Source organism: Propionivibrio sp. (assembly GCF_049316945.1).
Classification (GTDB): domain Bacteria; phylum Pseudomonadota; class Gammaproteobacteria; order Burkholderiales; family Rhodocyclaceae; genus Propionivibrio.
Genome location: NZ_JBMOJE010000079.1, coordinates 1 through 24,973, shown reverse-complemented (window position 1 = coordinate 24,973; position 24,973 = coordinate 1). Strand labels below are relative to the sequence as shown.

Below are 24,973 nucleotides of genomic sequence, written 5' to 3'. Positions count from 1 at the left end.
CATGAAAACATTGCAAGCCATTGTTTTTACGCTGTGTTCGCCGTCCCTCTGCAGGAAGGCTTCGCGCTGCCGCCGTGGTTAAACCTGAAAACCGCAGTTGTCCGCGACTAATTGACAGCAAAGCCAGGTTTGACGCGTGTTTAGCCCTCACCCCAACCCTCTCCCGCAGGGCGAGGGAGTTTACACCCTTCTCCCTGTGACCGAAGGGAATGCAGAGCCGGGAGAAGGGCCGGGGATGAGGGCTTGCGACATTGGCATCACATCCAACTGCGGTTTTAAGGTTAAACCTAGTAAAGGCAGTTGACCACAGCGAACACGGCGAACACAGCGGAAAAACAATGACTTGCAATGTTTTCATGAATCACCCTTTGGGTGAGCGATTAAATCCTGAAATGCTGAGGATTTTCGCTGTGCCCGCCGTGTCGCCGTGGTTTGAACTGCGGTTTTAAGGTTAAACAGAGTTTTCCGGGATTAAATACCGGCCATGCCGAGCCGAAAATTCCTACGCGGTGCCGCCGACTGTCAGGCCGTCGATGCGCAGTGTCGGCTGGCCAACACCGACCGGTACGCTCTGGCCGTCCTTGCCGCAAGTGCCGACTCCCGGGTCGAGACGCAGGTCGTTGCCGATCATCGACACCTGATTCATCGCCTCCGGTCCGCTGCCGATCAGCGTCGCGCCCTTGACCGGGCAGGTCACCTTGCCATTCTCGATCATGTAGGCTTCGGACATCGAAAAAACGAACTTGCCGTTGGTGATGTCGACCTGGCCGCCACCAAAATTCACTGCGTAAATCCCTTTTTTCACGGACTTGATGATTTCCTCGGGGCTCTTGTCGCCGGCCAGCATCATGGTGTTGGTCATGCGCGGCAGCGGCAGATGCGCGAAGGATTCGCGCCGGCCGTTGCCGGTCGAGGCCACGCCCATCAGACCGGCGTTCATGCTGTCCTGAATGTAGCCCTTGAGGATGCCGTCCTCGATCAGCACCGTACGCTGTGTCGGATTGCCCTCATCGTCGATGTTGAGCGAACCGCGACGGCCGTCAAGCGTGCCGTCGTCCACCACGGTCACGCCCTTCGAGGCAACGCGCGTGCCGACGCGACCGGCGAAGGTCGAACTGCCCTTGCGGTTGAAATCACCCTCCAGGCCATGGCCGACGGCTTCGTGCAGCAGGATGCCGGGCCAGCCTGAACCGAGGACGACGGTCATTGTTCCTGCCGGTGCCGGCTGCGCATCGAGGTTGGTTACGGCCTGATGCACAGCCTCGCGGGCATAACCGCGCAGCACGGCATCGCTGAAATAACTGTAATCGGTACGCCCGCCACCACCGGAGGAACCTTGCTCGCGCTTGCCATCAATGCCTTCGACGATGGCGGTAATCGAAACCCGCACCAGCGGCCGGATATCCGCCGCCAGGCGGCCGTCGCTACCGGCCACCAGCACCACCTCATATTCGCCGGCGATATGCGCCATGACCTGCGTTACGCGCGGATCTTCGGCCCGGGCGTAGGACTCCAGCCGTTCGAGCAGTTTGACCTTGGCCGTTGCATCGAGCGAGTTGAGCGGGTCGAGCGGCACATAGAGTGTATGACCGACTTTCTTTTTCAAGGGAACGGCCTTGCTTCGCCGTTGACCCGCCGCAGCGATGGCGCGCACCGCCTTGGCCGCATCGCCCAGCGCCAGATGGCTGATGTCGTCGGAATAGGCAAACGCCGTCTTTTCGCCCGAGATGGCGCGCACGCCAACGCCCTCATCAATATTGAAGCTGCCCGACTTGACGATCCCTTCCTCCAGGCTCCACGCCTCCGAACGACTGTACTGGAAGTAAAGGTCGGCGTAATCGACATCATGCGCCATGATCATGCCAAACACCTTGGTCAGGTCGGCCACGTCCAGGCCATAAGGTGTGAGCAGGGTTTTCTGTGCCTGCACGAGCAGGGATTGAGCTTTTGCGGTCATTGGTTTTCCGATTCAGATAGTACAAATTCAAATTCAAAAGACTTACCACCAAGTCACCAAGAACACCAAGTCACACAAAGAAAACCAGGTTCTTCTTGGTGAAACTTTGTCCCTCTGCAGGGAGGCTTCGCGCTGTTCTTGGTGGCTTGGTGGTGGGTTCTATTCCAACATCACATCACCCGATGCCTGAGCGCCGGCAGGCTGGCGCGGATTTCAGCGATGCGGGCGTGATCGAGTTCGCCGAGCACGATACCCGGCCCTTTCAGCTTGCGGTCGAGTATGACGCCCCAGGGGTCGATCAGCATGCTGTTGCCGTGCGTTTCGCGGCCGTTTTCGTGTTTGCCGCCTTGCGCCACGGCCAGCACATAGCATTGGTTTTCGATGGCGCGGGCACGCAGCAGGATTTCCCAGTGGGCGCGCCCGGTGGTCTCGGTAAACGCGGCGGGGATCACCAGCAAGTCGGTGGCACCGAGGGCGCGATAAAGCTCCGGGAACCTCATGTCGTAGCAGATCGACAAGCCGACCCGCCCGAATGGCGTAGCGAAGGCTGCCGTCCGGCTGCCGGCCTCGATCGTCGCGCTCTCGTTGTAGCGCTCGGCGCCGTTCTCAAAGCCGAACAGGTGAATCTTGTCGTAGCGCGCCACGCGCTCGCCCTGCGGGTTATAGGCAATGCAGGAATTGAAGACCTTGCCGGCATCGCTGGCAATCAACGGGATGGAGCCACCCACCAGCCAGATGCCGTGCTGGCGTGCCGTTTGCGCGAGAAAATCCTGAATCGGACCACCGCCATCCGCCTCGCGCACCTTGATCTTGTCACCATCGCCGAGGCCCATGATCGGGAAGTATTCAGGCAGCGCCACCAGTTCGGCCCCTTGCGCCACGGCCTCAGCCACCAGGGCTGCGGCAGTTTGCAGATTCTCTTCGACGCGCGGTGTCGACACCATCTGCACGGCCGCCACCCGCGCGTTCTTCAACGCGCTCGGCGTTTCACTTGGGGGAAGATTCATTGGCAGTTCCAGCCTCGTTGGAAATGTTAGGCAAGCGCGGGTTCGGCAAGCGCGGCACGCTTGTCGCCGGTTCGTAACCGGAAAGTTTCTCGACCTTGGGATCGTCCCACTTTCCGGTAATCAGATAATCGAAGCCAAACATGTGATTGAGAGGATTCTGCAATATCTTGTGCGCCAGCAGTGTTGCGACACCGGCAATCGGATTGATCAATGCGATGCCAAGCGCAGCGGTGCCGCCCAGTTCCGGCTGTACATTGACGTTGAGCCGCTGCGTCTCATGCATGAGATCAACCTCGCCGCGCATCACGACGCGCGCCGACGGGCCGTCGATCTGCAGCCGTTCCGTCCGCATCAAGCCATTCTGCACGGTCACCTTGCTGGTCATGCTGTCGAAGGCGAAACCGTCGCTGAAAACATCCTTGAAATCGAGCGAGATCCGGCGCGGCAGCCCTTGCAGGCTGATCAGGCCCAGCAGTTTTCCGGCCGCCCCGGGGTCCAGTTTCACGAACTGCCCCTTGGCCGCCTCAAGATTCATTTCACCACTCAGTGACTCGAAGTCAAGATCGGTCGGCGCACCGTTCCAGCCTATCTTGCCACCCAGGTGCGCCGTTCCTGCGCGTACCGAACCAGGATAGCCGAGCCGATCAAGAAGCTTGCCAACATCGCTGCTATCGATCCTGAATTCGAGCTGGGTCCGGTTTTTTCCGCCGGCAAGTTGCCACTGGCCGCTGCCGGTCAGGTTGCCGTAGGGATTGGCCACCTGAATCCGGTTCAGATGCCAGACCCCACCTTCGTTTCGTGCCTGCACTTCGAGCCGTCCAAAACGTCGCACGCCCAGCGAAAACTCATCGGCCACGATGTCGAGCGCCGGCAGTTTTTCAGTCACTTCGCCGGCAACGGAATTAGCCAGGGCCGGCGAAGAATCAAATGCCAGATGCTTGAAGCGGGCTGACAGCTTGCCACTGCCCGCGTTTTCCCACTGCAGATCGCCGCTCGCCTGCCGTGAGTTCAAACGAATGTTCCATTGTGCAAGCGCGGGCGAAACCGTGAGATCAACATCGTTGTAGTGCCGTCCAAAGAGAAGCAGATCAGCGGTCTTGACATTGACCGAATTCACGACCGGGGATGCAGGCGCGGGAGAACCCGCAGCCGAAGCACCAGCGCTGGTAGTACTGAGCAGTCGCCGCCAGGTATCCAGGTCCACGCTTTTTGCTGTCAGCCCCAGCGAAACACCGCTCTCTGGCAATTGCAGCGGCTGACCGATGGCAATCGCCCCACGCTCGACGGCAAAACCCTCGGCCTGCTTGCGGCGGATCAACTGCAAGGAAAGAACGTTGCCGAGCGAAGCGCCGAGTTGATCGCGAACCGTCGCATCGGACTTGTCTCCATACGGCGGGGAGACGCCGGACAGGAGCTTCTTTTCGAAACGAAGCGGCAGGGTTTCGCCAGCCGTTTTACTGAAAGGCTCGGGAAAAGAAGAGGCCAATCCGACCAGCGTTGATTCAACCACGAGATCGGCATTCCGCTTGTTGATGCGCACTTCGCCCCGATACGGGGTCGCCCCCGACAAATTGCCTAGAAGCGGCGAATCGTACTGCTTGCGCAACTGGGCGATATTGACTGAACCGTTGGTGGTGATCAATACCTTGCCGTCTTTTTGCAACCCGCCCTTGATCTTGAGCGGGCCGCCAAAGAGGGTGCCGTTGATCTCCGGCACCCGCAAATCGCTCCCGGAAAATTGTACGCTGCCGTTGACCTGCTTGATTGGCGGCAGCGCGGCATCGACCAGCACTTCATTGTTAGTGAAGTGGTAGGTGCCTTCGGTCTTTGAATCCCCCAGCTTCGCTTCGGCCAGAGGAATCACCAGCCCCAGGTCAAGATGGCCGTTACCGCTGGCGCGCATGTCTTCGGTGAAGTGATCGATGCGCTCGGCGACCGGACTCTGGTCAATGAATTTGAGGAACTCGGAAGTCGCTCCATCGGCTTTTCCCTTGACGATCAAGGTGGAAATCGGCTGATCGAAATCGGGGATCTCGACGTGGGTGTTCGAAAGTTGAGCGCCGAAAATTGACCCTTGACGCACCGCCAGGAGCATGCCGTTGCCCTCGAAACGCAGATCCCCGCTAATACCCTCGATGCGCGGCCAGCCCTTGGCATAGTCGAGCACAACGTCCTGTGCCTTGACGGTCACCAGAAACTGGCCTTTACTTTTATCCAGGAAAGGGAAGTCGATCAGATTGCCTTTGAGCGTCAGTTTCGCCTCGCTGGCGGCACCGGACAGCAAAGAATCGCGCAGCCAGTAGCGCGCGCCCTCGCCTATCACTTTCGGCATGAAGCGCCAGACGGCACGCGCATCGCCATGGGTCAGTGCCGCATTGAGATCGATAAAGCCCGGCCCCTCTCCAGTGCTACGGTAGATTCCCTTCGCCGAACCGGCGATATCCGGGCTGGAAAATTCAACGCGTGACAATTCGGCTGCCAGTTCGCCCTTGTCGATCGTCCACTTGGTTTGCATACTGAGCGTATCGAGTTCAATCAGCGATTCGGAGAAAACGCTCGGCAGATCGATGCTCGATTTTAGCGAACGCAGCGTCGCACTTCCTGCTTTTTCGTTGGCCTCCAGCACACCGGACAAGCCTGAAAATCCTGGCAAGTAGCCTTGGGCCTTTAACCCCAGATCAACGAACCCGGCTTTCAGGGAATAGGTTTGCAAGCGCTCGGCATCGCCTTTCCATTGGGCACTCAGGCCACTGACCAGGCCGCGCGGCGAATAATCATTGAGCAACTGGCGCGATTGCGCATCCAGCGGCAAGTGCTCGGCAAGAAGCGTCAGCGTACCGAGGTCAAGCCGGCTGGCACTGGCACTGCCGGCGACCGTCTGGCCATCAGGCCCGGGCTGCCAATCCACATGAAAATCCGTCGGCTCAATGCGTATCGTCTTGCGCGATTCATTTTTCAGCGTCGTTACACTGCGCGTTGCCAACTCTACGCCTCGCCCGCTCACCTCAAAACCAGTCGCCGAGAATTTGCCGCCGATACGTCCCGACATGTGATCAAGTTCAAGCGCAGGAAGATCCTGTGCCAGGCGCAAGCTCAAGTCCTGCAGCGAAACATCCGCCATCACCTCACGCAGACCGCCTTCCGCGAAGCTGAACCAGGCACGCAAAGCACCCTGACCATGCGGCAGATCAACTGGATAATCAATCCACTGACGCCAGACGGCCAGGTCAGCGTAGTCGATCTCGGCATACGCCTGCCCCGACCACGATTTCATCAGTTCGATATCCGCCCCCCGGAAATCGCCACGCACGTCGATCCTTGACGCCAGGCCCGCAGGCGGAAGCGCGGTCAAACCAAAGCGATGGCGCTTGCCATCATTGTCGAGAGCAAAATTCACGTCTTCGAGCACCAGCACCGGCGCCTTGCGCAGTTCATCCTCCCAGACCAGGGTTGCGCCACGGATGCGGATGCGCTTTTGCGCCAGAATCCAGTCGGAAACATCGTTATTGTTTTGTTCCTGGACAAACGGAATACCGGCGATGAAAACTCGACCATCGCGCGCGCGACGCAAATTCAGCGTCGGCTCGTCGATGCGTAGCAGGCGCAACTTGAGCTGCGCACTCGGCACCGACCACCAGGAGAGAATCGCCTGAATGCGCGAAAAAGCTATCGCTGGCCGACCTTCGGCATCGGCCACACTGACATCCAGCAAAGTCAGGTCCGGGTTGAGGCCGTCCCAACTCGCTTCAATGCGCCCGATACTGACGCTCTGCCCAAGCCCCTGGCTGGCCAGACGCTCGATGTCGGCGCGATAGTCTTCAATGTTTGGCAAAATGCTGTAGCGAAGCGCCAGCACCAGCAAAACAAAGCCAAAGTAGAGTAGCCAGAAGCCCCACACCAAGGCGCGCCACAATCCGCGCCCCGCCTTGCTCGCCACGAAGGGCAGCAGGCGATGGAAGCGGTGATAGAGTGCGGCACGCAAGCCGTCTTCACGCATCATGAACGGGTGCCTGCGGAAGACTTTGCCAATTATCGGAAAGCGAAACTAGAATGGCGCAACACCTGAAAAAACTGTCGAAGCTTCAATTGTAACGGCTTTGCCTAACCGGGCCACGCCGAACAGGCTGGCAAACAGAGGATTTGTAGGAGGTTGGTTAAACCTGAAAACCGCAGTTGACAGCGACTAATCGACCGCAAAGCCAGGTTTGACGCGTGTTTAGCCCTCACCCCAACCCTCTCCCGCGGGGAGAGGGAGTTTACACCCTTCTCCCCTCGGGAGAAGGGCTGGGGATGAGGGCCTGCGACATTGGCATCACTTCCAACTGAGGTTTTAAGGTTAAAGGCGGGAGTCTCACCTTTGCGGTGAGGATTGAGGTTTGGAAGAAATTCATTTGAGACACTAACGAGAACAAAATGGCTGACACACCCGACAATCCGCTCCCGCCCGAATGGCAACCGGCACTGACGCATAGCCGCTACTTGTGCCACCTGCTCGAAGCCCGTCCTGAGGTCGCCATCTGGCTGAAGGTAAATGCTGAACGCAGTTTGGACAGCGGACTGATGCACGAGTTTCTGGAGGCCGAAGTTCCGGTCGACGAAGCCAGCCTCAAGCAGGTATTGCGACGCCTCCGCCAGCGCATCATGGCGGCGCTCATTGTGCGCGACATCGGCGGAACGGCCAGTCTCGCCGAGGTGGTCGAGACGATGACGCAACTCGCCGACGTGACGACCAACTTTGCCCTCGATTTCGTTCATCGCCAGCTTGCCGCCCAGTTTGGCGAACCGCTGGACAGCCAGGGACAGCCACAGCGCCTGCTGGTGATCGGCATGGGCAAGCTCGGCGGCCGCGAACTCAACGTCTCCTCCGACGTCGACTACATCTTCATCTACCCCGAGGAAGGCGAAACCGCCGGCACGCCGGCTCCGGCCGGTGGCCGCAAGATCGATGCCTATGACTTCTTCGTGCGCCTGGGCAAGCGCCTGATCGCCAGCCTTGGAGAAATCACCGGCGACGGCCAGGTCTTCCGCGTCGACATGCGCCTGCGTCCGAACGGGGATTCGGGACCACTTGTCTGTTCGCTTGTTTCGCTCGAAAACTACTTGATCACGCAGGGACGTGAATGGGAGCGCTACGCCTGGATCAAGGCGCGCGTAATGAATGAGGGCGACAACCTGCAGCCGGAATGGAGCAGCGCACTGGAAAAAATATCGCGCCCTTTCATCTTCCGCAAGTATCTCGACTTCGGCGCGATCGACGCCATGCGCGACCTGCATGCCCAGATTCGCCGCGAGGTGGCGCGCAAGGACATGGCCGACCACATCAAGCTCGGCCCCGGTGGCATTCGTGAAATCGAGTTCATGGCGCAGGTTTTCCAGTTGATTCGCGGTGGTCGCGACCCCGCCCTGCAAATCCACCCCACGCTCAAGGTCCTTCCCTTGCTTGTCGAACGCCGACTGCTTCCGGCCGAAAGCGTGCACGAGCTGGTCGAAGCCTACGAATTCCTGCGTCGCCTGGAACATCGCCTGCAATACGTCAACGACGCCCAGACCCATAGGCTGCCGACCAGTAATGAAGAACGCCGCCTGATCGCCGTGTCGATGGGATGCGCCGACTGGGCGGCCTTGCTCGGGGTTCTCGACACCCATCGCCAGCGCGTCGCCCGGCACTTCGAACAGATATTTTCCGACCCGGAAGAAGGCACCCATGCGCTGGCCGGCCTGTGGTTTGAGCAGACCGAAGGTGACGACGCGCTGGAGGTTCTTTCCGAGCAGGGGTTCCGGCAGCCGCAAGCCATGCTTGAACGGCTCAAGAGCTTCCGCCAGAGCGCCAAATACCAGCAGTTGCCGGCCCAGAATCGCGAGCGCCTGGACGCCCTTGGTCCACGCCTGATCGAAGCGGCTGCGGCCACGCAAACGCCGGACGCCACCTGGCAGCGTGGTCTCGATTTCTTTGAAACGATCAGCCGGCGGGGGGCCTATCTCGCCCTCCTGCAACAGTATCCACAGACGCTGTCCAAAGTGGCCGAGATAATCGGCAGTTCCGCCTGGGCAGCCAGCTACCTGACTCTGCACCCGATCCTGCTCGATGAAGTGCTGGACCCGCGCTTTTATGAGATCGCCACCGACCGGGAAAAATTCTGCGACGAGTTGAACCTGCGCCTCGCCGAGCACATCGGCGATACCGAACGCGAAATGGATATCCTGCGCGAAGCCCACCACGCCCAGGTTTTCCGCCTGTTGGCGCAAGACATTGCCGGCCTGCAAACCGTCGAACGCCTCGCCGACCACCTCACCGAACTGGCCGATATCGTGGTGAGAATCACCCTCGACCTGTGCTGGTGCAAACTCAAGCAGCGCCACCCGCACCCGGAGCGCCCGCCCAAATTCGCCGTCATCGCCTATGGCAAACTCGGCGGCAAGGAACTCGGTTATGGCTCGGATCTTGACCTGGTCTATCTCCATAACGACCCAGAACCCGATGTAGGCGCCTTGTATGCCCGCCTCGGCCAGCGCATGAGTACCTGGATGTCGAGCCAGACCTCGGCCGGCATGCTCTTCGATACCGATTTCCGTCTGCGACCGAATGGCGACGCCGGCATGCTGGTGTGCACCATTGACGCTTTTCGCGATTATCAGATGAAAGATGCGTGGACCTGGGAGCATCAGGCGCTCACCCGCGCCCGCTTCTGCGCCGGCGACCCCGAACTGGGCGCCCAGTTCGAGGCCATCCGTGTCGAAATCCTGCGCCAGCCGCGCGACCTTGCCAAACTCAAGGAAGAGGTGCTCACCATGCGTCAGCGCATGCTCGACAGCCATGCTTCACATAGCGAGGAACTGTTCGACATCAAGCAGGATCCGGGCGGACTGATCGACGTCGAGTTCATCGTCCAGTACCTGGTGCTCGGCCATGCCCATGCCCATGAACGCTTGTGCGGCAACCTCGGCAATATCGCGTTGCTCGGCATCGCCGCCGAACTCGGCCTCATCCCGCAAGCACTGGCCGACCCGGTGCGCGACACCTATCGTGAATTCCGTCGCCTGCAGCACGCCTTCCGCCTCAACGGCATCAGCGGAGCCCGCGTCGAGCGTGAAGCCCATAGGCGGCGCATCGCAGCGGTAAGAGCGCTGTGGGCATCCGTCTTTGACTAACTTACCCGTGAGCGAAATAACATGAACACACCACAACCCGGAATCCTCCTCCCGGTGCCGCCTCTGGCCCGTTACCTCTCGTTCTCGCTGGGCGACACGACGCGCATTGGTGAGTGCCTGCGCGCCTTGAGCAATCTTGCCGACGGAGAAAACATGGTCGTTGGCTTCGGTCAAAGTCTCGTTTCCGCGCTGAACAGCAACATCCCCGGCCTGAAAAGCTTCCCGCTGATCACCGCGCCAGGACTATCCATCGAGAGGGCGCCGGAAGCGGCCTGGGTCTGGCTACGCGGCGATGACCGGGGAGAAATCCTGCACCGCTCGCGGCGGATAACCCAGGCCCTGTCGCCCGCCTTGCAGTTTGAGGAAAGCATGGACGCCTTCACCTATGCCGAAGGGCGTGACCTTTCCGGCTACGAGGATGGCACCGAGAACCCGATTGGCGACGAGGCGATCAAAAGCGCGATTGTCGGTGCAGATCAGCCGCAACTTGCCGGATCGAGTTTTGTCGCCGCACAGCGCTGGCGGCACAACTTCGACCGTTTCGAGTCGATGCCGAAAGCCGAGCAGGACAACACCATCGGGCGCCGGCAGAGCGACAACGAGGAACTGGACGACGCCCCCGAATCGGCTCACGTCAAGCGCACGGCACAGGAAAGTTTCACTCCGGAAGCCTTCGTCCTGCGCCGTTCGATGCCGTGGGCCGAAGGAAACGCTGGCGGCCTGATGTTTGTCGCCTTCGGCGCCTCGTTCTACGCCTTCGAGGCAATACTCAATCGAATGACCGGCGCCGAGGACGGCATCGTCGACGCGCTCTTCAAATTTACCCAACCGGTTTCAGGTGCCTATTTCTGGTGCCCGGCACTCAGGGACGGCAAACTCGACTTAACACCGCTGGGGCTTTGAATCCTCAAGGCAATGCTTGAAGATGCCCGTATTTACTGCCTTGCAGGCAGGCTCTTTGGTACCAGGCGTTACCGTTAGCCCTTCAGCCAGGCAGCGGCGTCGAGCGCGAAGTAGGTCAGGATGCCATCTGCCCCCGCCCGCTTGAAGGCCAGCAAGCTTTCCAGAACGCAGGCTTTTTCATCCAGCCAGCCGTTCTGCGCGGCGGCCTTGAGCATGGCGTATTCACCGCTTACCTGATAGACATAGGTCGGCACCTTGAATTCGTCCTTTACGCGGCGAACGATGTCGAGGTAAGGCATACCTGGCTTGATCATCACCATGTCGGCGCCTTCGGCAAGGTCAAGCGCTACTTCGCGCAACGCTTCGTCGCTGTTAGCCGGGTCCATCTGGTAGGTATTCTTGTTGCCTTTGCCCAGGTTGCCGGAGGAGCCAACGGCATCTCGGAAAGGACCATAAAAGCTTGAAGCGTATTTGGCCGAGTAGGCCAGAATCTTCGTGTAGATCAGATTGGCCGCATCGAGTTCGGCACGGATGCGCGCCACGCGGCCATCCATCATGTCGGACGGGGCGACCACGTCAGCGCCGGCCTGTGCATGAGTAAGCGCCTGCTGCGCCAGGACTTCAAGCGTCTCGTCGTTGAGCACGTAGCCACGCGGATCGTCGGCGTCGATCAGTCCATCCTGACCGTGACTGGTGTAAGGGTCGAGTGCCACGTCGGTGACGATACCCAATTCGGGAAATTCCTTCTTAAGCGCCGCCACCACGCGCGGCACCAGGCCCTCCGGGTTGTAAGCCTCTTCGGCTCCCGGCGTCTTGAACGCCGCATCGATCACCGGGAACAGCGCCAGGGCGGGAACGCCCAGCCCAAGCGCCCGTTCTGCCGTTTTCAGCAGGCGGTCAAGGCTCTGCCGCTCGACGCCGGGCATCGAGACTACCGGTTCGATTCGGTTGCTGCCTTCAAGGACAAACACCGGGTAGATCAAATCGTCGGCCGTCAGCGCCGACTCGCGCATCAAGCGACGGGAAAAATCGTCACGACGCATGCGGCGCATACGAGTACCCGGAAAACCGGCATTTAAATTCATGGCTTTCTCATATCCGAAGCAAAAAAAATTGCTCATCCGGGAACTAAGTACTGACTGCTGCACTCTTATTCAACAGATGACTCACGTCGTCTCCCGCTTCATCTCCCTGAGCGGGTGCCTTGCATCTAGGTAAGGCATTTTCGCCCCCGGCTTATCCCTTTGCCGGGGGCTTTTTCTTTTCCGCAGTCCTGGTCACGACTTTCGCAGTTCTTGCGCTCCAGCCAATGGCCTTGCGGTTCTTCGGACGTGCCACCTTCTCGGTACGCAAGCCGACCGGGGGCAGCGCCTCTTCCTTTGTCTCTATCCCAAGCCAGCCGCCCAGAACCGCCTCAGCTTCGGCAACCCCGGTTTTTTTCAGGCTTGAAAACAGTTGCAGCGTACAGTTATCACTGATTTTAGCCAGTGCCGTCTTCACTTCGCGCAGTGCCAGCGCCTGCTCCTGACGGGTCAGTTTGTCGGCCTTGGAGAGCAGGATATGAATCGGTTTGCCGGTCTGCGCAAACCAGTCAAGCATTTGCAAATCAAGATCGGTCAACGGATGCCGGCTATCCATGATCAGCACCAGGCCAACGAGCGGCTCGCGATAACGCAGGTAGGGCGCCAGCAAGCCCTCCCATTGGGAACGGATTTCCTCGGGCGCCTTGGCAAAACCATAACCCGGCAAATCGACAAAGTAATTACCCTCGTCGAGCGTGAAATAATTGAGATGCTGCGTCCGCCCCGGCGTTTTGGAAACAAAAGCAAGGCGCGTGTGATTGGCCAGCGTGTTGATTGCTGAAGACTTGCCGGCGTTCGAACGTCCGGCAAAAGCAATTTCCCGCTGGGAATCGGGAGGTAAGTCACGCAAATTGGCGACGGTCGTGTGAAAAACCGCCTTCTGGAAAATAGGCATTGGCGAACCGGAGAGGTGGGGGCTGACAGTGATAACGCCCGAAAGTGCTATAGAATATCAGGTTTGAGAATTTGCTTCTTTGAACTCGGACTCATCAATGGGAGTTTGTACATGATTCGCACTACTGCACTCGCTGTTCTTATGACCGCCAGCTTCTCCGTCTTCGCCGTTGAAGAAGCGAAATCCAAACCCGATCTGGCAAAAGCCAAACAGATCGCTTCAACGGTCTGCGTCGCCTGTCACGGCGTGGACGGCAACAGCCCTTCGCCGGTCAACCCGATTCTGGCAGCTCAAGGCTCCGAGTATCTACTCAAGCAACTGATCGAGTTCAAGTCAGTCGACGGCAAGCCGGCTCTGCGCAACAATCCGATCATGGCTGGCATGACGGCTGCGCTGACCCTGGAAGACATGCAGGGCCTGGCGCTCTACTTCTCGCAACAGAAACAGAAACCGGCATCTGCTCTCGACGCAACTCAGGTTGCAGCCGGCAAGATCCTCTGGCGCAAGGGTGACTTCGAACGCGGAGTTCCAGCCTGTGCCGGTTGCCACGGCCCCGCCGCCGCCGGCGTTCCGGCGCAGTTTCCACGCCTCGCCGGACAATACCCCGAGTACATCGACCTCCAGTTGAAGAACTTCCGCATCGGGGAGCGGTCTAACGATCCGGCGATGATGATGCGCAATGTTGCCGAAAAACTTTCTGACAAGCAAATCAAGGCCTTGGCCGATTTTTCGGCCAGCATGCGCTGATTTTATTCAACCGACCAACACCTTGCCGTTCATTACCCACAAGGATGCTTCATGAAAACACTCAAGCAACTACTTGAGAACAAGAAAAAAAAACTTGCCGTCGTCTCTCCGGATGAAACAGTGCTGCGCGCACTTGAAATCATGGCTGAATACGACGTGGGAGCGCTACTGGTACTTGACGGAAGACGTCTGGCCGGCGTGTTCTCCGAGCGCGACTACGCACGCAAGGTGATCCTGCAGGGCAAAGTTTCAATCTATACCAAAGTCAACGAAGTAATGTCTGACAAGGTTGTTTACGTACATCCGGACAGGACGATCGAGGAATGCATGGCGATCATGTCCGAGAAACACTTCCGCCACTTGCCTGTCCTCGATGACGAACAAAATGTTGTGGGAATTGTTTCGGTTGGCGATCTGATCAAGGAAATGATCTGCGAACAGCAGTTCATCATCAGCCAACTGGAAACCTACATTACCAGTTGATCGTTTCAACGTAGCAAATAAAAAGAGCCGGTGCGATGCGCCGGCTCTTTTTTTGGTTCTGCCTGAATGATTATTTTATTTCCAGCAGGCTTTCGTCCCATTTGGCGTGTTTCTCAAGGCCGAGAAGATTGGCCGTCGTCGCCGCGAGGTTGGACAGCCCGGCGTGTGCGGTCTGCTTGAGGCCGAGTTTGCCACCTGTCACGTTGTCGTAAAGAATCAGCGGAACCGGGTTCAAGGTGTGCGCGGTCTTGGACTGGAACGAACCGTCCTTGTTCTGCGCCGGCAGCCTGGTCTTCTTGTCCAGTTCGTACATCTCGTCGGCGTTGCCGTGGTCGGCGGTAATCAGCGCGACGCCGCCCAGCGCATCGATCACCGGCAGGATGCGCGCGAGTTGCAGATCCACAGCCTCGATCGACATCGTCGCGGCCCGGAAATTTCCGGTGTGGCCGACCATGTCGCCGTTGGCGAAGTTGCAGCGCAGCGTCCGGTACTTGCCGCTCTTCAGCGCCTCGATCATGGCGTCGGCGATTTCTGCAGCCTTCATCCACGGCCGTTGTTCGAAGGGCACCACGTCGCTCGGCACCTCCTGATAGGTTTCGCCATCAAACTTGCCCGAGCGGTTGCCGTTCCAGAAGTAGGTTACATGGCCGAACTTCTGCGTCTCGGAGCAGGCAAACTGCGTGATGCCGGCCTTCGAGAACCACTCGCCCGAGGTGTCCAGAATGGCCGGCGGGTTGACCAGGAAACGCTTGGGCAGCTTCAAGTCACCGTCGTACTGCAACATGCCGGCGTAGGTCACCTTCGGCACGCGCACGCGGTCGAATTTTTCGAAATTGTCTTCATCGAAGGCGCGGGTGATTTCGATCGCACGGTCACCACGGAAGTTGAAGAACACCACGGAATCACCGTCCTCAATCGTACCGACCGGCTTGCCGTCCCTGGCGATGACAAACGGCGGCAAATCCTGATCGATGGTTCCCGGGAACTTGAGGCGCAATTCCTTCACCGCCGCCGAGGCACTGGCGAACTGGTCGCCCTCGCCCAGAACGTGGGTGTGCCATCCCTTGTCAACCATCTTCCAGTTGGCGTCGTAGCGATCCATGGTGATGTTCATGCGACCGCCGCCTGAAGCGATTTGTGCATCAAAGCCGCCCGAACTGACTTCGGTCAGGAAAGTTTCGAATGGCTCAACGTAGAGCAACGCACTGGTTTCCGGCACATCGCGGCCGTCGATCAGCGCGTGAATGCGCACCGCCTTGACGCCCTCTTCCCTGGCGCGCAACACCATCGCTTTCAGGTGGTCGATGTGGCTATGCACGTTGCCGTCGGAAAACAGGCCGATGAAATGAATGACGCCACGACCGGCTTTAGCCCCGGCCACGATCTGCTTCCAGGCCTCGCCTTGCCAGAGCGCGCCGGTGGCAATGGCGTCGGCCACCAGCGATGCGCCCTGGCTGTAAACCTGGCCGGCGCCAATGGCGTTATGGCCGACTTCGGAATTACCCATGTCGTCGTCGGAAGGCATGCCCACCGCCGTACCGTGGGCGCGCAACGAGATGTTCGGATAGTTGGCGAACAGCCTGTCGAGGGTGGGTTTTCTCGCCGCAGCGATGGCGCTGCCGGCGTCGGACTTGGGAATGCCGTAGCCGTCCATGACAATGGTGACCACCGGGCCTTTGATTCCGGCGAAAGAGGCAAGTTTTTGTAACATGATGGTTTCCTGAAAGTGATTGAAAATCAGAAAGAAGCGGGGAAAACAAAACCATTATTCATCCTAAAAACCGCAGTTCAAACCACGGCGACACAGCGAACACAGCGGAAAAGCAATGACTTGCAATGTTTTCATGAATCACCCTTTGGGTGAGCCATGAAATCCTGAAATGCTGAGGATTTTCGCTGTGCCCGCCGTGTCGCCGTGGTCAACTTCTTTTTCCAGGTTCATAGCAAATTCACCCCACTAACGAAGCCGTTGCTTTGGATCGAAGCGGACAATCGTGCTGCCGTCTGCTGTCTTCCTTGGCTGTGCTTTCCAAGCATGGCCATAGACTACCTCGAAGGTGGCCGGCAAGCGTCCGTCTTGAACACGTTTCTCGTATTCGGCACGCGCCGCATGCCACGCCGAACGCCCGGCCAGTCCGCGGCGACGGGCCTGCATGGCGCAGCCGGCACCGCTTTGCCGCAAGTCGCGGAACAGGTCGTCGAGGCTGGCATAGGTCATGGTCAGCGTTTCCACGTCCATCACCGGATCGGAAAAGCCGCATTCGAGCAGCATGTCGCCGTAATCGTGCATGTCGGCAAAGCGCTGGGTGTGCACATAGCCGTCGGAAAAACTGGCGCGCAATTCCTTCAGCGTATCCGGGCCGAAGGTGGAGAACATCAACAGTCCGCCCACATCCAGCGTGCGCTGCATCTCGCGCAAGGCCGGCAAGGGGTCGTCCAGCCAGTGCAGCATCAGGTTCGACCAGATCAGGCCAAGAGTGCCCGGTTTGAAGGGCAAGGCCAGCGCATCGGCAGCAAGCAGCGAAGTCCTTTTGCCGCGCAAAAAGGGGAGCAACCAGCGCAATCGCGAGTGCTGTGCCCGCCCGGCTTGCAGCATGGCTTCGCTGACATCGGTACCGAGCACTTGCGACTTCGGGTAGCGCTCGCTCAATGCGGTGAGACTGGCACCGGTTCCACAGCCCAGATCAAGCACCAATCCGGGCTCGATCTTCATGTAGTCGAGGCGTTCGAGCATGCGGCTGCCCACTTCGCGCTGTAAAACGGCGACCGCATCGTAGCCCACTGCCGCACGCGCGAAATTGCGCCGCACCTGGCGCTGATCGACGAACTGCGCCGGTGCATTCATCCTTAAAACCTCAGTTGACAGCTGCCAATTGACCGCAAAGCCAGGTTTGACAGGTGTTTAGCCCTCACCCCAACCCTCTCCCGCGGGGAGAGGGGGTTTGCACCCTTCTCCCCGCGGGAGAAGGGCCGGGGATGAGGGCTTGCAGCAATGGCATCACGTCCAACTGCGGTTTTCAGGTTCATGGCAAATTAAATCGGACGCAGGCCAAGCTTGTCGAACAACCCCAGATCACGGCTGGTTCCCGCATTGCTGGTGGTCAGCAGTTTGTCGCAATAGAAAATCGAGTTGGCGCCGGCGAAGAAGCACAAGGCCTGCATTTCATCGGACATCGCCTCGCGACCGGCCGAGAGCCGGACAAAGCTGTTCGGCATGGTGATGCGCGCCGCGGCAATGGTGCGCACGAATTCGAAATTGTCGATCTGCTCGGTGGTAGCCAGCGGCGTACCGGGAATGGCCACCAGATTGTTGATCGGCACCGATTCCGGCGCCGGATTCAGGTTGGCCAGTTGCGCCACCATCGCTGCCCGGTTCCGGCGCGTCTCGCCGAGGCCCAGAATGCCGCCGGCACAGACCTTGATACCGGCCTGGCGCACTTGCGCAATCGTATCCACGCGGTCGGCGTGCTTGTGCGTGGTAATCACCTTGTCGTAGAAATCGGCGTCGGTGTCCAGATTGTGGTTGTAGTAATCGAGACCGGCCTCCTTGAGCTGGCCGGCCTGGCCTTCCTTGAGCATGCCCAGGGTGACGCAGGTTTCCATGCCGAGCGCCTTGACCTCGCGAATCATCTGCGTCACCACCTCAAGTTCCTTCTCCTTGGGGCCGCGCCAGGCCGCTCCCATGCAGAAGCGCGAAGCACCTTTGGCCTTGGCTTCCTTGGCCGCCGCCAGTACATCTTCGATCTGCATCAGCGCATCGCGCTCGGTTTCGGTCTTGTAGCGTGCCGACTGCGAACAATAGCTGCAATCCTCGGAACAGCCACCGGTCTTGATCGAAATAAGCGCCGAACGTTGCACCTCGTTGGGATCGAAATTCTCGCGATGCACTTGTTGCGCACGAAAAAGCAGGTCCATCATCGGCAACTGGTAAAGCGCCTCGACCTGGGAAACCGTCCATGGCGCGGAGCGAATTGGCGAGGAAATATCGGGAGTCAGTGCAACGGCTGGAGAAATTGTATTCATCAGAAGAACCTAGCGGAAAAAGAAAGACATGCAGAGAACATACGAGCACAATAAGTAAACCGCCAAGGAGCGATTCGGAAATGTCAATTTTAACCCAAAGCCAAGGCATGCCGGCCAGCATCAGGCGCTGCCTCGGCAAGCTGCTGGCCCAGGATTGCCTGCTTTGTGCCGCCGCCAGCGCCGATGACATCCTCTGCGCCGCCTGTGCCGCCGAATTGCCGCAACTGCAAAAACCGTGCTGCCCTAAATGCGCCCTGCCAACACCGATGGGCGAAACCTGTGGCCGCTGCCTGGCCAAACCACCCTATTACGACGCCACGCTGGCTGCTTTACGTTATGACTTCCCCCTCGACAAACTGGTTCAATCTTTCAAATACGGACATCGCCTGGCTCTCGGCGCCTATTTCGGCCGACAACTGGCCGCGCTGATCAGTAATGGAGTTGCGGACATCATCATTCCCTTGCCGCTGCACCCCGAGCGATTGCGCGAACGGGGCTTCAATCAGGCGCTTGAAATCGCGCGCCCGGTAAGCACGATGACGAACCTGCCGATCGATGCGACAAGCTGTAGCCGCACGCGCAACACACCGGCCCAAGCCAACCTGCCTTGGCGCGAAAGGGTGAAAAACGTCCGTGGCGCCTTCCACTGTTCGTCCGATTTCACCGAAAGGCGAGTGCTTCTCGTCGACGACGTTATGACGACCGGCGCCACGCTCGACGAGTGCGCACGCACGCTCAAGCTGCATGGCGCAGTCGAGGTCACGCTGCTGGTCGTGGCCCGCGCGCTGCCGAAGTAATCGCGGAGAAGAACCAAAAGCAATCGGCCTGCAATCCAATCAGGACGGTCATCTACAGATTGCATGCCGTGTAAGCCAATAAACACGGGGCTCTTTGAATAGATACCTCGTAGACCGCCTATTGACGGGCATCACAGCCTCACCAACAGAAAAATACTTGACTGGCCAATAGCCGGGCTAGCGCAGCTTCTGCTCGATAAGCCCGGTCAATTCGGCACTGAGGTTACCGCTTTGCCTGGCACGCAGGAACGCTTCTCTTGCTTCGCCGGAAAGTCCTTCGGCCTCCAGAGCCAGCCCCAGGCCAAGCCACCAGCGCCCGTCGCCGGGAGACAGGCGGGTTGCCGCCTGATAATGATCGGCCGCTTCCTTGTTGCGCCCAAGACGCTGCAACACATGCCCGGCAAAGCCTTGATAGTCGGCGTTGTTACCCGCTGCCGGCAGTGAATGATTGAGCGTCTGCCAGGCGCCTGCCAGATCACCGCGATCAACCTGCAAGCGTGCCAGGCTCATCGCCCAGCCGATCTGTGCCGGCTGCCCCTGCAGCCCTTCGTGCAGCACCTGCACCGCTTCATCGCGCCGCTTGGCTTCGAGCAACAGCGTGACCAGCAACTGCCGCGAGGCAATGTGCAAACTATCCTGACGCAAGGCGTTATGCAAACCTTCCATGGCCTCATCGACGCGCCCCTGATTGACTGCGGCGATGGCCTTGCGATACTCCGATTCGGCACGCTCCCGTGACGAGCCAGCGGAATCGGTTCGCTCGATCAATGGATTCCTGGCTGGTTTGACCGCTGCCTGCGGCGCAACGCCAGTTGATGCTGGCAAATGTCGTTCAGCGGCCTCCTTCTTGCTGCGTTCATTGGCGTTTTTTTTATCGGCAGCAGCAGCAGGCTTCGCTTCGCCCTTCTTTTCTGCCGGAAGAATCATTGAATCCGACATGCGCAGACTGCCGTCCAGTTCCTGCAATAGCGGGACAACAGACGGCGCCTGCTCAGCGGGTAGCGGTTCCTGTTTAGCAAGCTGCGGCGAAACGGGCGCAGCAACTATCGGCCTGGCAACTTCCTGGGCAACAACGACTGCGGCCGCCTTCTGGCTTTGCTCCCATTGATAAAAAGCAAACCCGCCAGCCAGAACAACCAGCACGCCCCCCCCCAGAATAAACGGAAGACGCGAAGCCCGAGGCTTCAGCAGCGGGTGCACGTTGTTCGGCAGACTGGTGCCAATGCCATACGCTGCACGCCGTGCGTCAAGATCCTGCAGCATCTGGTTGATCAAACTCATGGCTGCCCCGTCGGCATACTCATCCCCAAAGCCACCCGACGCGACGCGCGCCCTCAGTATCCATGCGCGCTGCTCTGACGTGGCACACCTTGGCGATTTGGCAACCCTCACCAAAAACCGACATCAAGGACTTGTGCGCCAGAATGTTGATCAAGCGTGGCGTTCCGCCGCTGGCCCGGTACAGCGCGCGCAGTGCCGCCGGGGTGAATAGCCCGTCGCCACGGTAGCCGGCAACGCGCAGGCGGTGCGCGACATAGTTTCCGATTTCGCTCTTTTTCAGGGCACCAAGGCGGTAGTGGAAAGCGATGCGTTGCAGAAGCTGGCGCGCTTCCGGACGGTGCAGTTTCTCATCCAGCTCCGTCTGGCCGAAGAGAACAATGTGCAACAGCTTGCGCTTCTCGGTTTCCAGGTTGGACAGCAGGCGCAAGGCCTCCAGCGTAGCGACCGGCATCGCCTGAGCTTCGTCGATACATACCACCACCCGCTTTTTCACCCGAGCAAAGTCAAGCAGCGCATGGTTGATGCGTCGTACCAGATGGTACTGGTCCAGGCCGGCGACATCCTTGATTCCCAACTCCTCGGCCAAGGCCAGAAACAGGGTTTCCGGCACCAGATTGGGATTGTGCAGATAGGCGGTCACCCAGCCATTGTCCAGCGTTTGTAGCAGGCGGCGACAAAGCAAGGTCTTTCCAGTGCCAACCTCGCCACTGATCTTGACGAAACCTTCCCCCTGGCTGAGCGCCAGCAGCAGGGTGTTCAGCGCTTCCTGATGACAGAGGACTGAATAGGTAAAGCTGGTGTCCGGCGTGATGCCGAAGGGCAGTTCGGTGAGTCCGAAATATTTCAGGTACATGGGGGTGCCGCTTATTGCTCTTTACCGTTGAACTGACGTGGATCGAGGCCACGCAAACGCTCGCCGGTCTGCTCCAGATCATTCACCCAGGACTGATCGTCACGAATGATCGTCGGCTTCAGAAGAATGACCAATTCCCGTTTGTTCATGCTGTTGGAACGTTTGCCGAACAAAGTTGCAAGCGGCGTGTTGCCGGTGCCGGGTAACTGTTCGCGCGATGTATCCTGGTCTTGCGTCATCAGGCCGCCAATCGCAACGATGTTGCCGTCCAGCACCCGCACAATACTGTCGGTTTCCTTGACCTGGTTGTTCGCCATCTCAAATATCTTGCCTTCCCAAGTCTTTGGGTCACTGGTCACTTTGCTGACCAGTGCATGAACATGGAGAACTACTTTATCCTCGCCGTCGATCTGTGGCGTGACATCGAGAGAAATTCCGTTGAAGAATTGCGAGTAGGTTGGCGTCACGGTCACCGTGGTAACAAGGCCGGTGGTGCTCGGGGTGGCCACAACATTTGAAACAAAAAATGAATCATCCCCGACTTTGATGATGGCTTTCTGATTGTTCAGTGTCGCGATGCGTGGACTCGACAGCACGGATACCGTGCCCTGGGTTTCAAGAAAATTCAGCAACGCCGCAAAGTTGGCCGTCTGAAAAGCCAGACCGAGAAAGGTCTTGCCCAGGGCTGTGGTGACAATCGAGCCAAACTGCCCTGGAATCACCGATGCCGTGGTGTTGCTTAGTGCCTGACTGCTGGGGTTCGTGGGATTGTAAGCACTCAGATTGGTTTCGCGCCCGACAACGCTGCCAACGCCGATCCTGCTGTTTGATCCGCTCTTGAAGGCCGCCCAATTGACGCCGGCCTGAAAGCCCTCGCTTAACTGGACATCGATAATCTTCGCTTCGATCATCACCTGGCGCTCGACAACGACCTGTGCGGCCTTGAGGTAGGCCTCTACCGAGCGGATTTCGGCGGGCAAGGCCTTGATTACAATTACCCCGGCCTGTGGGTTGATGACAAAGCTACCATCCTTGCCGACCAGTGTGCTCAGGGTTGTCTGCAGAATTCCCCAGAAATCGCTTTTTGTCTGAGTTGCCACGCTGCTGGCTGTGGATCCACCCGTACTGCTGGTACCACCCGTACTACTGCCGGTGGCACCACCCGGACTACTGCCTGCAGCTACAACCGGATTGCTGCTTGTGGATGATGTACCAGTATTACTGCCAGTCTGAGGCGAAGCCCCACCAAGACCGGAGTTCGACGAAACCCGCGTCTCGCTGGAACCCTGCCGCGTCGAAGACAGATAGTTGATCTGGAACATTCGCGTCTGTATCGCGTTGGACTGGATGTAGATGCGCGTCCCCTGATACTTGAACTCATAGCCATAGAGTTCGCGGATCGTTTCCAGCGCCTCACGTACGGTCACCCGTTTCAGATTGACCGTCACGTTGCCGGTCACGTCGGGCGATACCAGCATGCTGTAACGCGTTCCGCTGACCAGAGCCATGAATACCTGACTCGCCGGCGCATTGCTTACGGCCAGATCGAAACGCGGCTCAACGCTTTTTGCCGAATCGGGGAGGTCCAGCTGTAAGGGAGGCAACATGGCCTGGCTTAGCAGATCATCGGTGCTTTTCGCCCTGGTGGCGGCCGCCGCCTTGATTTCCTGACCAATTTTGTCAAAAGTCACGCTGGAGGTTGCCATATTTGACGCGCATCCGACGACCAAAAAAGGCAGCAGAACCACCAGCAGGATAAACGATTTTAAATAAATGGCTTACTCCCGATCTGCGCACGTTTGGCAGACGGAGAACTGATTATGATATTGGTCTTCTCGATACCGGGCGTCAGCCGCAGCCGCTCGATGCCGGCCGGCCCTTCCAGAACTGCTTCACGCTCGTTTAGCTTGATCAGACGGCTCTCCCCGTACAGCCCACCCAGCATCACCAGTTGCCCCCCGATTACAGCGACTGGCTTACCCTTTTTTGTGAGCTTTACCAACTGTAACACGGAACCGGCCACCTCTCCAGCGTCCTGCGCTGGTGCGGATATGCTGACCGGCGGGCGGGTTGGATCAGTCAGCACTGTTTGCGCCACCACGCCTTTCGTCAGAAGGCTGAGCACCAGCATCAGGGCCATACAAAACAAGGGCTTCAGACGATTAGCCATGCTCGATCCAGACTCAAGGTATAGACCGTCAGCGATAACACCAGTTTGGGATGATTCTCAGCCGAAAGCGCAACACTGCTCCACAACAATTTTACTTTTGATTGTTCCAGACGTTCAAGATACGCCGCCAACTCCTGATAACTGCCTTCCAGGCGGATCTCGACACCATGCTTATAGAGACCGGCTGAGGTATTCGCCGGTTTGGCTGGCGGATTTGCCAACGTATCGGCTGGCTTTGCCGTCGCAGTTTCTTCGGCGCCGGCCTTCTTTTCGATCAGCGGCGCAACCGGCAGAGTTTTCAGGCTTAGCAGACGCAGAGCGGTCTTGCGCCCGATCATGTCCTCCAGCAAACCGGACATGCGCTGCGGTGGCGCCAGCGAACCTTCCATTTCCGACAGACGGAAGGAAAGCTCAGCCAATTGCTTCTTCAAACTCGCCAACTCGGCTCGGGCGGCCAGCTCGGGGTCTTGCTCCGGCGACTGCAACGCCAGCTTTTGCACCTGCAGACTGGCCAGTTGAACGCGATGTTCTGCGCTACTGCGATCAGCCAGTTGCGCACGCTTGAGCGCCGGTTCGATGAACAGGCTGTAAGCGATCAGGACGATGCTGCCAAGCACCCCGACGGCAACGATCCGGCGCTCTCGCAATTGCAGCGCATCAAAGCGCGCGGCGAGCCTGAGCCATTGCTCCTTCATTGTTTCACTCCGGCGCGGCTGGCAGGATCGGTGGCAACCATATTCTCGGAGCGCAGAACAAATTCAACAAAGCGCGGCATTTTGGCCGCTGTTTGTGGCTTATCCGTTTGCGATTGTTCTGTTTTCTGCTCGACCGGTTCAACGTCGCGCATCTCCAGGGCGGCAAAGCGGCGCCCTTGAAACACCGGCTCGTCTCTCAAGCGCTGCACGTAATCGGGCAGTTTGGCCGGATCGAGCAAGCGACCGCGAATTTCGATTTCCTCACCGCCCATCGTCGCCACAAACCCGGTCAGCCATAAACCGTTTTGCGACTGGCGCGAGAAACCGGACATGATCGCAAACGACCCCGTGCTCTTGCCCAACTTGCCGGAATCGAGAACGGCCATGACTTCATTGCGCATCGACAGCAACGCTTTAACGTTACCCAATTCATCCATCAGCGCCGGGGAAACACGACGCAGCGAAGCCGTCTTGACCAGCGCATTCAACTGTTCCTGTTCGTCGGCCAGTTGCTTCTGCGAAACAGCGGCGGCGGCGGTTTTGCGCTGCGCATCATGATCCGCCCACAACGCCAGCCCCGTCATCAGCAGCAGCAATGCCAGCGCCCCGACACCAAGATTGCGCGCAATCGCCAGCTCATGGCGTGGTCGCAAGCGCTCTTCGTAGAGGTTGATCTGCTGGCTCATGCCACTATCTCAGCGGATGGAAAAGTACGCAGCGCCGCACCAATCGCCTGAAAATTCTTCGCCTGGCACTGTGCATCCTTCAATTCCGGCACAGCCGGAAAATCCATCACCAAAGAAAGATCCATCTCGTGCACCGGCACACCGGTGTTTTCACCCAACTCGGCGGCAAGATTCTCGACCTGCGGATAGCTCTGTTATCTCGCGCCCCTATGGAGCCATTTGAATCGCGGCTTAATGGAGCCACC

At 58.8% G+C, this 24,973-nt stretch carries 20 protein-coding genes; 5 read left to right on the top strand and 15 right to left on the bottom strand.

Annotation, left to right across the window (positions count from 1 at the left end):
• Positions 1 to 502: 502 nt before the first annotated feature.
• From tldD to ACOYNV_RS17000, 3 genes are all read right to left on the bottom strand, one after another.
• The gene (tldD, locus tag ACOYNV_RS17010) at positions 503 to 1,957 is read right to left on the bottom strand and encodes a metalloprotease TldD (RefSeq protein ID WP_422900988.1); all 1,455 of its coding nucleotides are present in this window, start codon (positions 1,955 to 1,957) and stop codon (positions 503 to 505) included.
• A gap of 170 nt (positions 1,958 to 2,127) precedes the next feature.
• Positions 2,128 to 2,964 carry a carbon-nitrogen hydrolase family protein gene (locus ACOYNV_RS17005; RefSeq protein ID WP_422900987.1) on the bottom strand — a complete coding sequence of 279 codons (837 nt, stop codon included), beginning with the start codon at positions 2,962 to 2,964 and terminating at the stop codon, positions 2,128 to 2,130.
• Entirely contained in the window at positions 2,945 to 6,964 is a 4,020-nt protein-coding gene (locus ACOYNV_RS17000) for a YhdP family protein (RefSeq protein ID WP_422900986.1), read from the bottom strand. The genes ACOYNV_RS17005 and ACOYNV_RS17000 overlap by 20 nt, the downstream gene beginning before the upstream one ends.
• A 413-nt stretch (positions 6,965 to 7,377) precedes the next feature.
• On the opposite strand from ACOYNV_RS17000, the gene glnE reads away from it, so the two are divergent.
• Both glnE and ACOYNV_RS16990 read left to right on the top strand, forming a co-directional pair.
• A complete protein-coding gene (gene glnE, locus ACOYNV_RS16995; RefSeq protein ID WP_422900985.1) occupies positions 7,378 to 10,113 on the top strand; it encodes a bifunctional [glutamate--ammonia ligase]-adenylyl-L-tyrosine phosphorylase/[glutamate--ammonia-ligase] adenylyltransferase in 2,736 nt (911 codons plus the stop codon).
• 21 nt (positions 10,114 to 10,134) lie between these two features.
• Positions 10,135 to 11,016: a Dyp-type peroxidase gene (locus ACOYNV_RS16990; protein WP_422900984.1), complete on the top strand. Its 882-nt coding sequence runs from the start codon at positions 10,135 to 10,137 to the stop codon at positions 11,014 to 11,016.
• A 74-nt stretch (positions 11,017 to 11,090) separates the two neighbouring features.
• On the opposite strand, the gene hemB is transcribed toward ACOYNV_RS16990, so the two are convergent.
• A complete protein-coding gene (hemB, locus tag ACOYNV_RS16985; protein WP_422900983.1) occupies positions 11,091 to 12,101 on the bottom strand; it encodes a porphobilinogen synthase in 1,011 nt (336 codons plus the stop codon).
• Between the two features lie 151 nt (positions 12,102 to 12,252).
• The gene (gene yihA / locus ACOYNV_RS16980; RefSeq protein WP_422900982.1) at positions 12,253 to 12,993 is read right to left on the bottom strand and encodes a ribosome biogenesis GTP-binding protein YihA/YsxC; all 741 of its coding nucleotides are present in this window, start codon (positions 12,991 to 12,993) and stop codon (positions 12,253 to 12,255) included.
• Between the two features lie 111 nt (positions 12,994 to 13,104).
• Here yihA and ACOYNV_RS16975 point away from each other — a divergent pair, with 111 nt between their 5' ends.
• Both ACOYNV_RS16975 and ACOYNV_RS16970 read left to right on the top strand, forming a co-directional pair.
• Positions 13,105 to 13,740 (top strand): c-type cytochrome, encoded by a 636-nt coding sequence (locus ACOYNV_RS16975; protein WP_422900981.1) that lies wholly within the window; start codon positions 13,105 to 13,107, stop codon positions 13,738 to 13,740.
• A gap of 51 nt (positions 13,741 to 13,791) precedes the next feature.
• Positions 13,792 to 14,223, top strand: a complete 432-nt coding sequence (locus ACOYNV_RS16970; protein ID WP_422900980.1) for a CBS domain-containing protein — start codon at positions 13,792 to 13,794, stop codon at positions 14,221 to 14,223.
• A gap of 70 nt (positions 14,224 to 14,293) precedes the next feature.
• Here ACOYNV_RS16970 and gpmI read toward each other — a convergent pair whose 3' ends face one another.
• The 3 genes from gpmI to bioB form a co-directional block, all read right to left on the bottom strand.
• Positions 14,294 to 15,934, bottom strand: coding sequence for a 2,3-bisphosphoglycerate-independent phosphoglycerate mutase (gpmI, locus tag ACOYNV_RS16965; protein WP_422900979.1), 1,641 nt, complete (start codon positions 15,932 to 15,934; stop codon positions 14,294 to 14,296).
• 246 nt (positions 15,935 to 16,180) lie between these two features.
• Positions 16,181 to 17,068: a malonyl-ACP O-methyltransferase BioC gene (bioC, locus tag ACOYNV_RS16960; RefSeq protein WP_422900978.1), complete on the bottom strand. Its 888-nt coding sequence runs from the start codon at positions 17,066 to 17,068 to the stop codon at positions 16,181 to 16,183.
• Positions 17,069 to 17,256: 188 nt separating this feature from the next.
• Positions 17,257 to 18,246, bottom strand: a complete 990-nt coding sequence (gene bioB, locus ACOYNV_RS16955; protein ID WP_422900977.1) for a biotin synthase BioB — start codon at positions 18,244 to 18,246, stop codon at positions 17,257 to 17,259.
• An 80-nt stretch (positions 18,247 to 18,326) separates the two neighbouring features.
• On the opposite strand from bioB, the gene ACOYNV_RS16950 reads away from it, so the two are divergent.
• Positions 18,327 to 19,043, top strand: coding sequence for a double zinc ribbon domain-containing protein (locus ACOYNV_RS16950; RefSeq protein WP_422900976.1), 717 nt, complete (start codon positions 18,327 to 18,329; stop codon positions 19,041 to 19,043).
• A 177-nt stretch (positions 19,044 to 19,220) separates the two neighbouring features.
• On the opposite strand, the gene ACOYNV_RS16945 is transcribed toward ACOYNV_RS16950, so the two are convergent.
• From ACOYNV_RS16945 to ACOYNV_RS16915, 7 genes are all read right to left on the bottom strand, one after another.
• Positions 19,221 to 20,324: a tetratricopeptide repeat protein gene (locus ACOYNV_RS16945; RefSeq protein ID WP_422900975.1), complete on the bottom strand. Its 1,104-nt coding sequence runs from the start codon at positions 20,322 to 20,324 to the stop codon at positions 19,221 to 19,223.
• Positions 20,325 to 20,343: 19 nt separating this feature from the next.
• On the bottom strand, positions 20,344 to 21,177 hold the full coding sequence (locus ACOYNV_RS16940; protein WP_422900974.1) for an ExeA family protein: 834 nt from the start codon (positions 21,175 to 21,177) through the stop codon (positions 20,344 to 20,346).
• Between the two features lie 11 nt (positions 21,178 to 21,188).
• Positions 21,189 to 22,868 carry a secretin N-terminal domain-containing protein gene (locus ACOYNV_RS16935; protein ID WP_422900973.1) on the bottom strand — a complete coding sequence of 560 codons (1,680 nt, stop codon included), beginning with the start codon at positions 22,866 to 22,868 and terminating at the stop codon, positions 21,189 to 21,191.
• 74 nt (positions 22,869 to 22,942) lie between these two features.
• Complete coding sequence (locus ACOYNV_RS16930) at positions 22,943 to 23,347, bottom strand: hypothetical protein (RefSeq protein WP_422900972.1); 405 nt, start codon at positions 23,345 to 23,347, stop codon at positions 22,943 to 22,945.
• Positions 23,332 to 24,042 carry a type II secretion system protein GspM gene (gene gspM, locus ACOYNV_RS16925; RefSeq protein WP_422900971.1) on the bottom strand — a complete coding sequence of 237 codons (711 nt, stop codon included), beginning with the start codon at positions 24,040 to 24,042 and terminating at the stop codon, positions 23,332 to 23,334. The genes ACOYNV_RS16930 and gspM overlap by 16 nt, the downstream gene beginning before the upstream one ends.
• Positions 24,039 to 24,728, bottom strand: coding sequence for a hypothetical protein (locus ACOYNV_RS16920; RefSeq protein ID WP_422900970.1), 690 nt, complete (start codon positions 24,726 to 24,728; stop codon positions 24,039 to 24,041). The genes gspM and ACOYNV_RS16920 overlap by 4 nt, the downstream gene beginning before the upstream one ends.
• On the bottom strand, positions 24,725 to 24,853 hold the full coding sequence (locus ACOYNV_RS16915; RefSeq protein ID WP_422900969.1) for a hypothetical protein: 129 nt from the start codon (positions 24,851 to 24,853) through the stop codon (positions 24,725 to 24,727). Before ACOYNV_RS16915 ends, ACOYNV_RS16920 begins: the two co-directional genes overlap by 4 nt.
• Between the last annotated feature and the right edge of the window lie 120 nt (positions 24,854 to 24,973).

Excerpts from the sequence above, each read along its gene's own strand:
- gpmI (WP_422900979.1), bottom strand. The coding sequence starts at position 15,934 with ATGTTACAAAAACTTGCCTCTTTCGCCGGAATCAAAGGCCCGGTGGTC.
- gspM (WP_422900971.1), bottom strand. The coding sequence starts at position 24,042 with ATGAAGGAGCAATGGCTCAGGCTCGCCGCGCGCTTTGATGCGCTGCAA.
- bioC (WP_422900978.1), bottom strand. The coding sequence starts at position 17,068 with ATGAATGCACCGGCGCAGTTCGTCGATCAGCGCCAGGTGCGGCGCAAT.
- ACOYNV_RS16975 (WP_422900981.1), top strand. The coding sequence starts at position 13,105 with ATGATTCGCACTACTGCACTCGCTGTTCTTATGACCGCCAGCTTCTCC.
- glnE (WP_422900985.1), top strand. The coding sequence starts at position 7,378 with ATGGCTGACACACCCGACAATCCGCTCCCGCCCGAATGGCAACCGGCA.
- ACOYNV_RS16940 (WP_422900974.1), bottom strand. The coding sequence starts at position 21,177 with ATGTACCTGAAATATTTCGGACTCACCGAACTGCCCTTCGGCATCACG.
- ACOYNV_RS16945 (WP_422900975.1), bottom strand. The coding sequence starts at position 20,324 with ATGAGTTTGATCAACCAGATGCTGCAGGATCTTGACGCACGGCGTGCA.
- ACOYNV_RS16990 (WP_422900984.1), top strand. The coding sequence starts at position 10,135 with ATGAACACACCACAACCCGGAATCCTCCTCCCGGTGCCGCCTCTGGCC.
- ACOYNV_RS16930 (WP_422900972.1), bottom strand. The coding sequence starts at position 23,347 with ATGGCTAATCGTCTGAAGCCCTTGTTTTGTATGGCCCTGATGCTGGTG.
- yihA (WP_422900982.1), bottom strand. The coding sequence starts at position 12,993 with ATGCCTATTTTCCAGAAGGCGGTTTTTCACACGACCGTCGCCAATTTG.
- hemB (WP_422900983.1), bottom strand. The coding sequence starts at position 12,101 with ATGAATTTAAATGCCGGTTTTCCGGGTACTCGTATGCGCCGCATGCGT.
- ACOYNV_RS16920 (WP_422900970.1), bottom strand. The coding sequence starts at position 24,728 with ATGAGCCAGCAGATCAACCTCTACGAAGAGCGCTTGCGACCACGCCAT.
- ACOYNV_RS17000 (WP_422900986.1), bottom strand. The coding sequence starts at position 6,964 with ATGATGCGTGAAGACGGCTTGCGTGCCGCACTCTATCACCGCTTCCAT.
- ACOYNV_RS16915 (WP_422900969.1), bottom strand. The coding sequence starts at position 24,853 with ATGGATCTTTCTTTGGTGATGGATTTTCCGGCTGTGCCGGAATTGAAG.
- ACOYNV_RS16970 (WP_422900980.1), top strand. The coding sequence starts at position 13,792 with ATGAAAACACTCAAGCAACTACTTGAGAACAAGAAAAAAAAACTTGCC.
- tldD (WP_422900988.1), bottom strand. The coding sequence starts at position 1,957 with ATGACCGCAAAAGCTCAATCCCTGCTCGTGCAGGCACAGAAAACCCTG.
- bioB (WP_422900977.1), bottom strand. The coding sequence starts at position 18,246 with ATGAATACAATTTCTCCAGCCGTTGCACTGACTCCCGATATTTCCTCG.
- ACOYNV_RS16950 (WP_422900976.1), top strand. The coding sequence starts at position 18,327 with ATGTCAATTTTAACCCAAAGCCAAGGCATGCCGGCCAGCATCAGGCGC.
- ACOYNV_RS17005 (WP_422900987.1), bottom strand. The coding sequence starts at position 2,964 with ATGAATCTTCCCCCAAGTGAAACGCCGAGCGCGTTGAAGAACGCGCGG.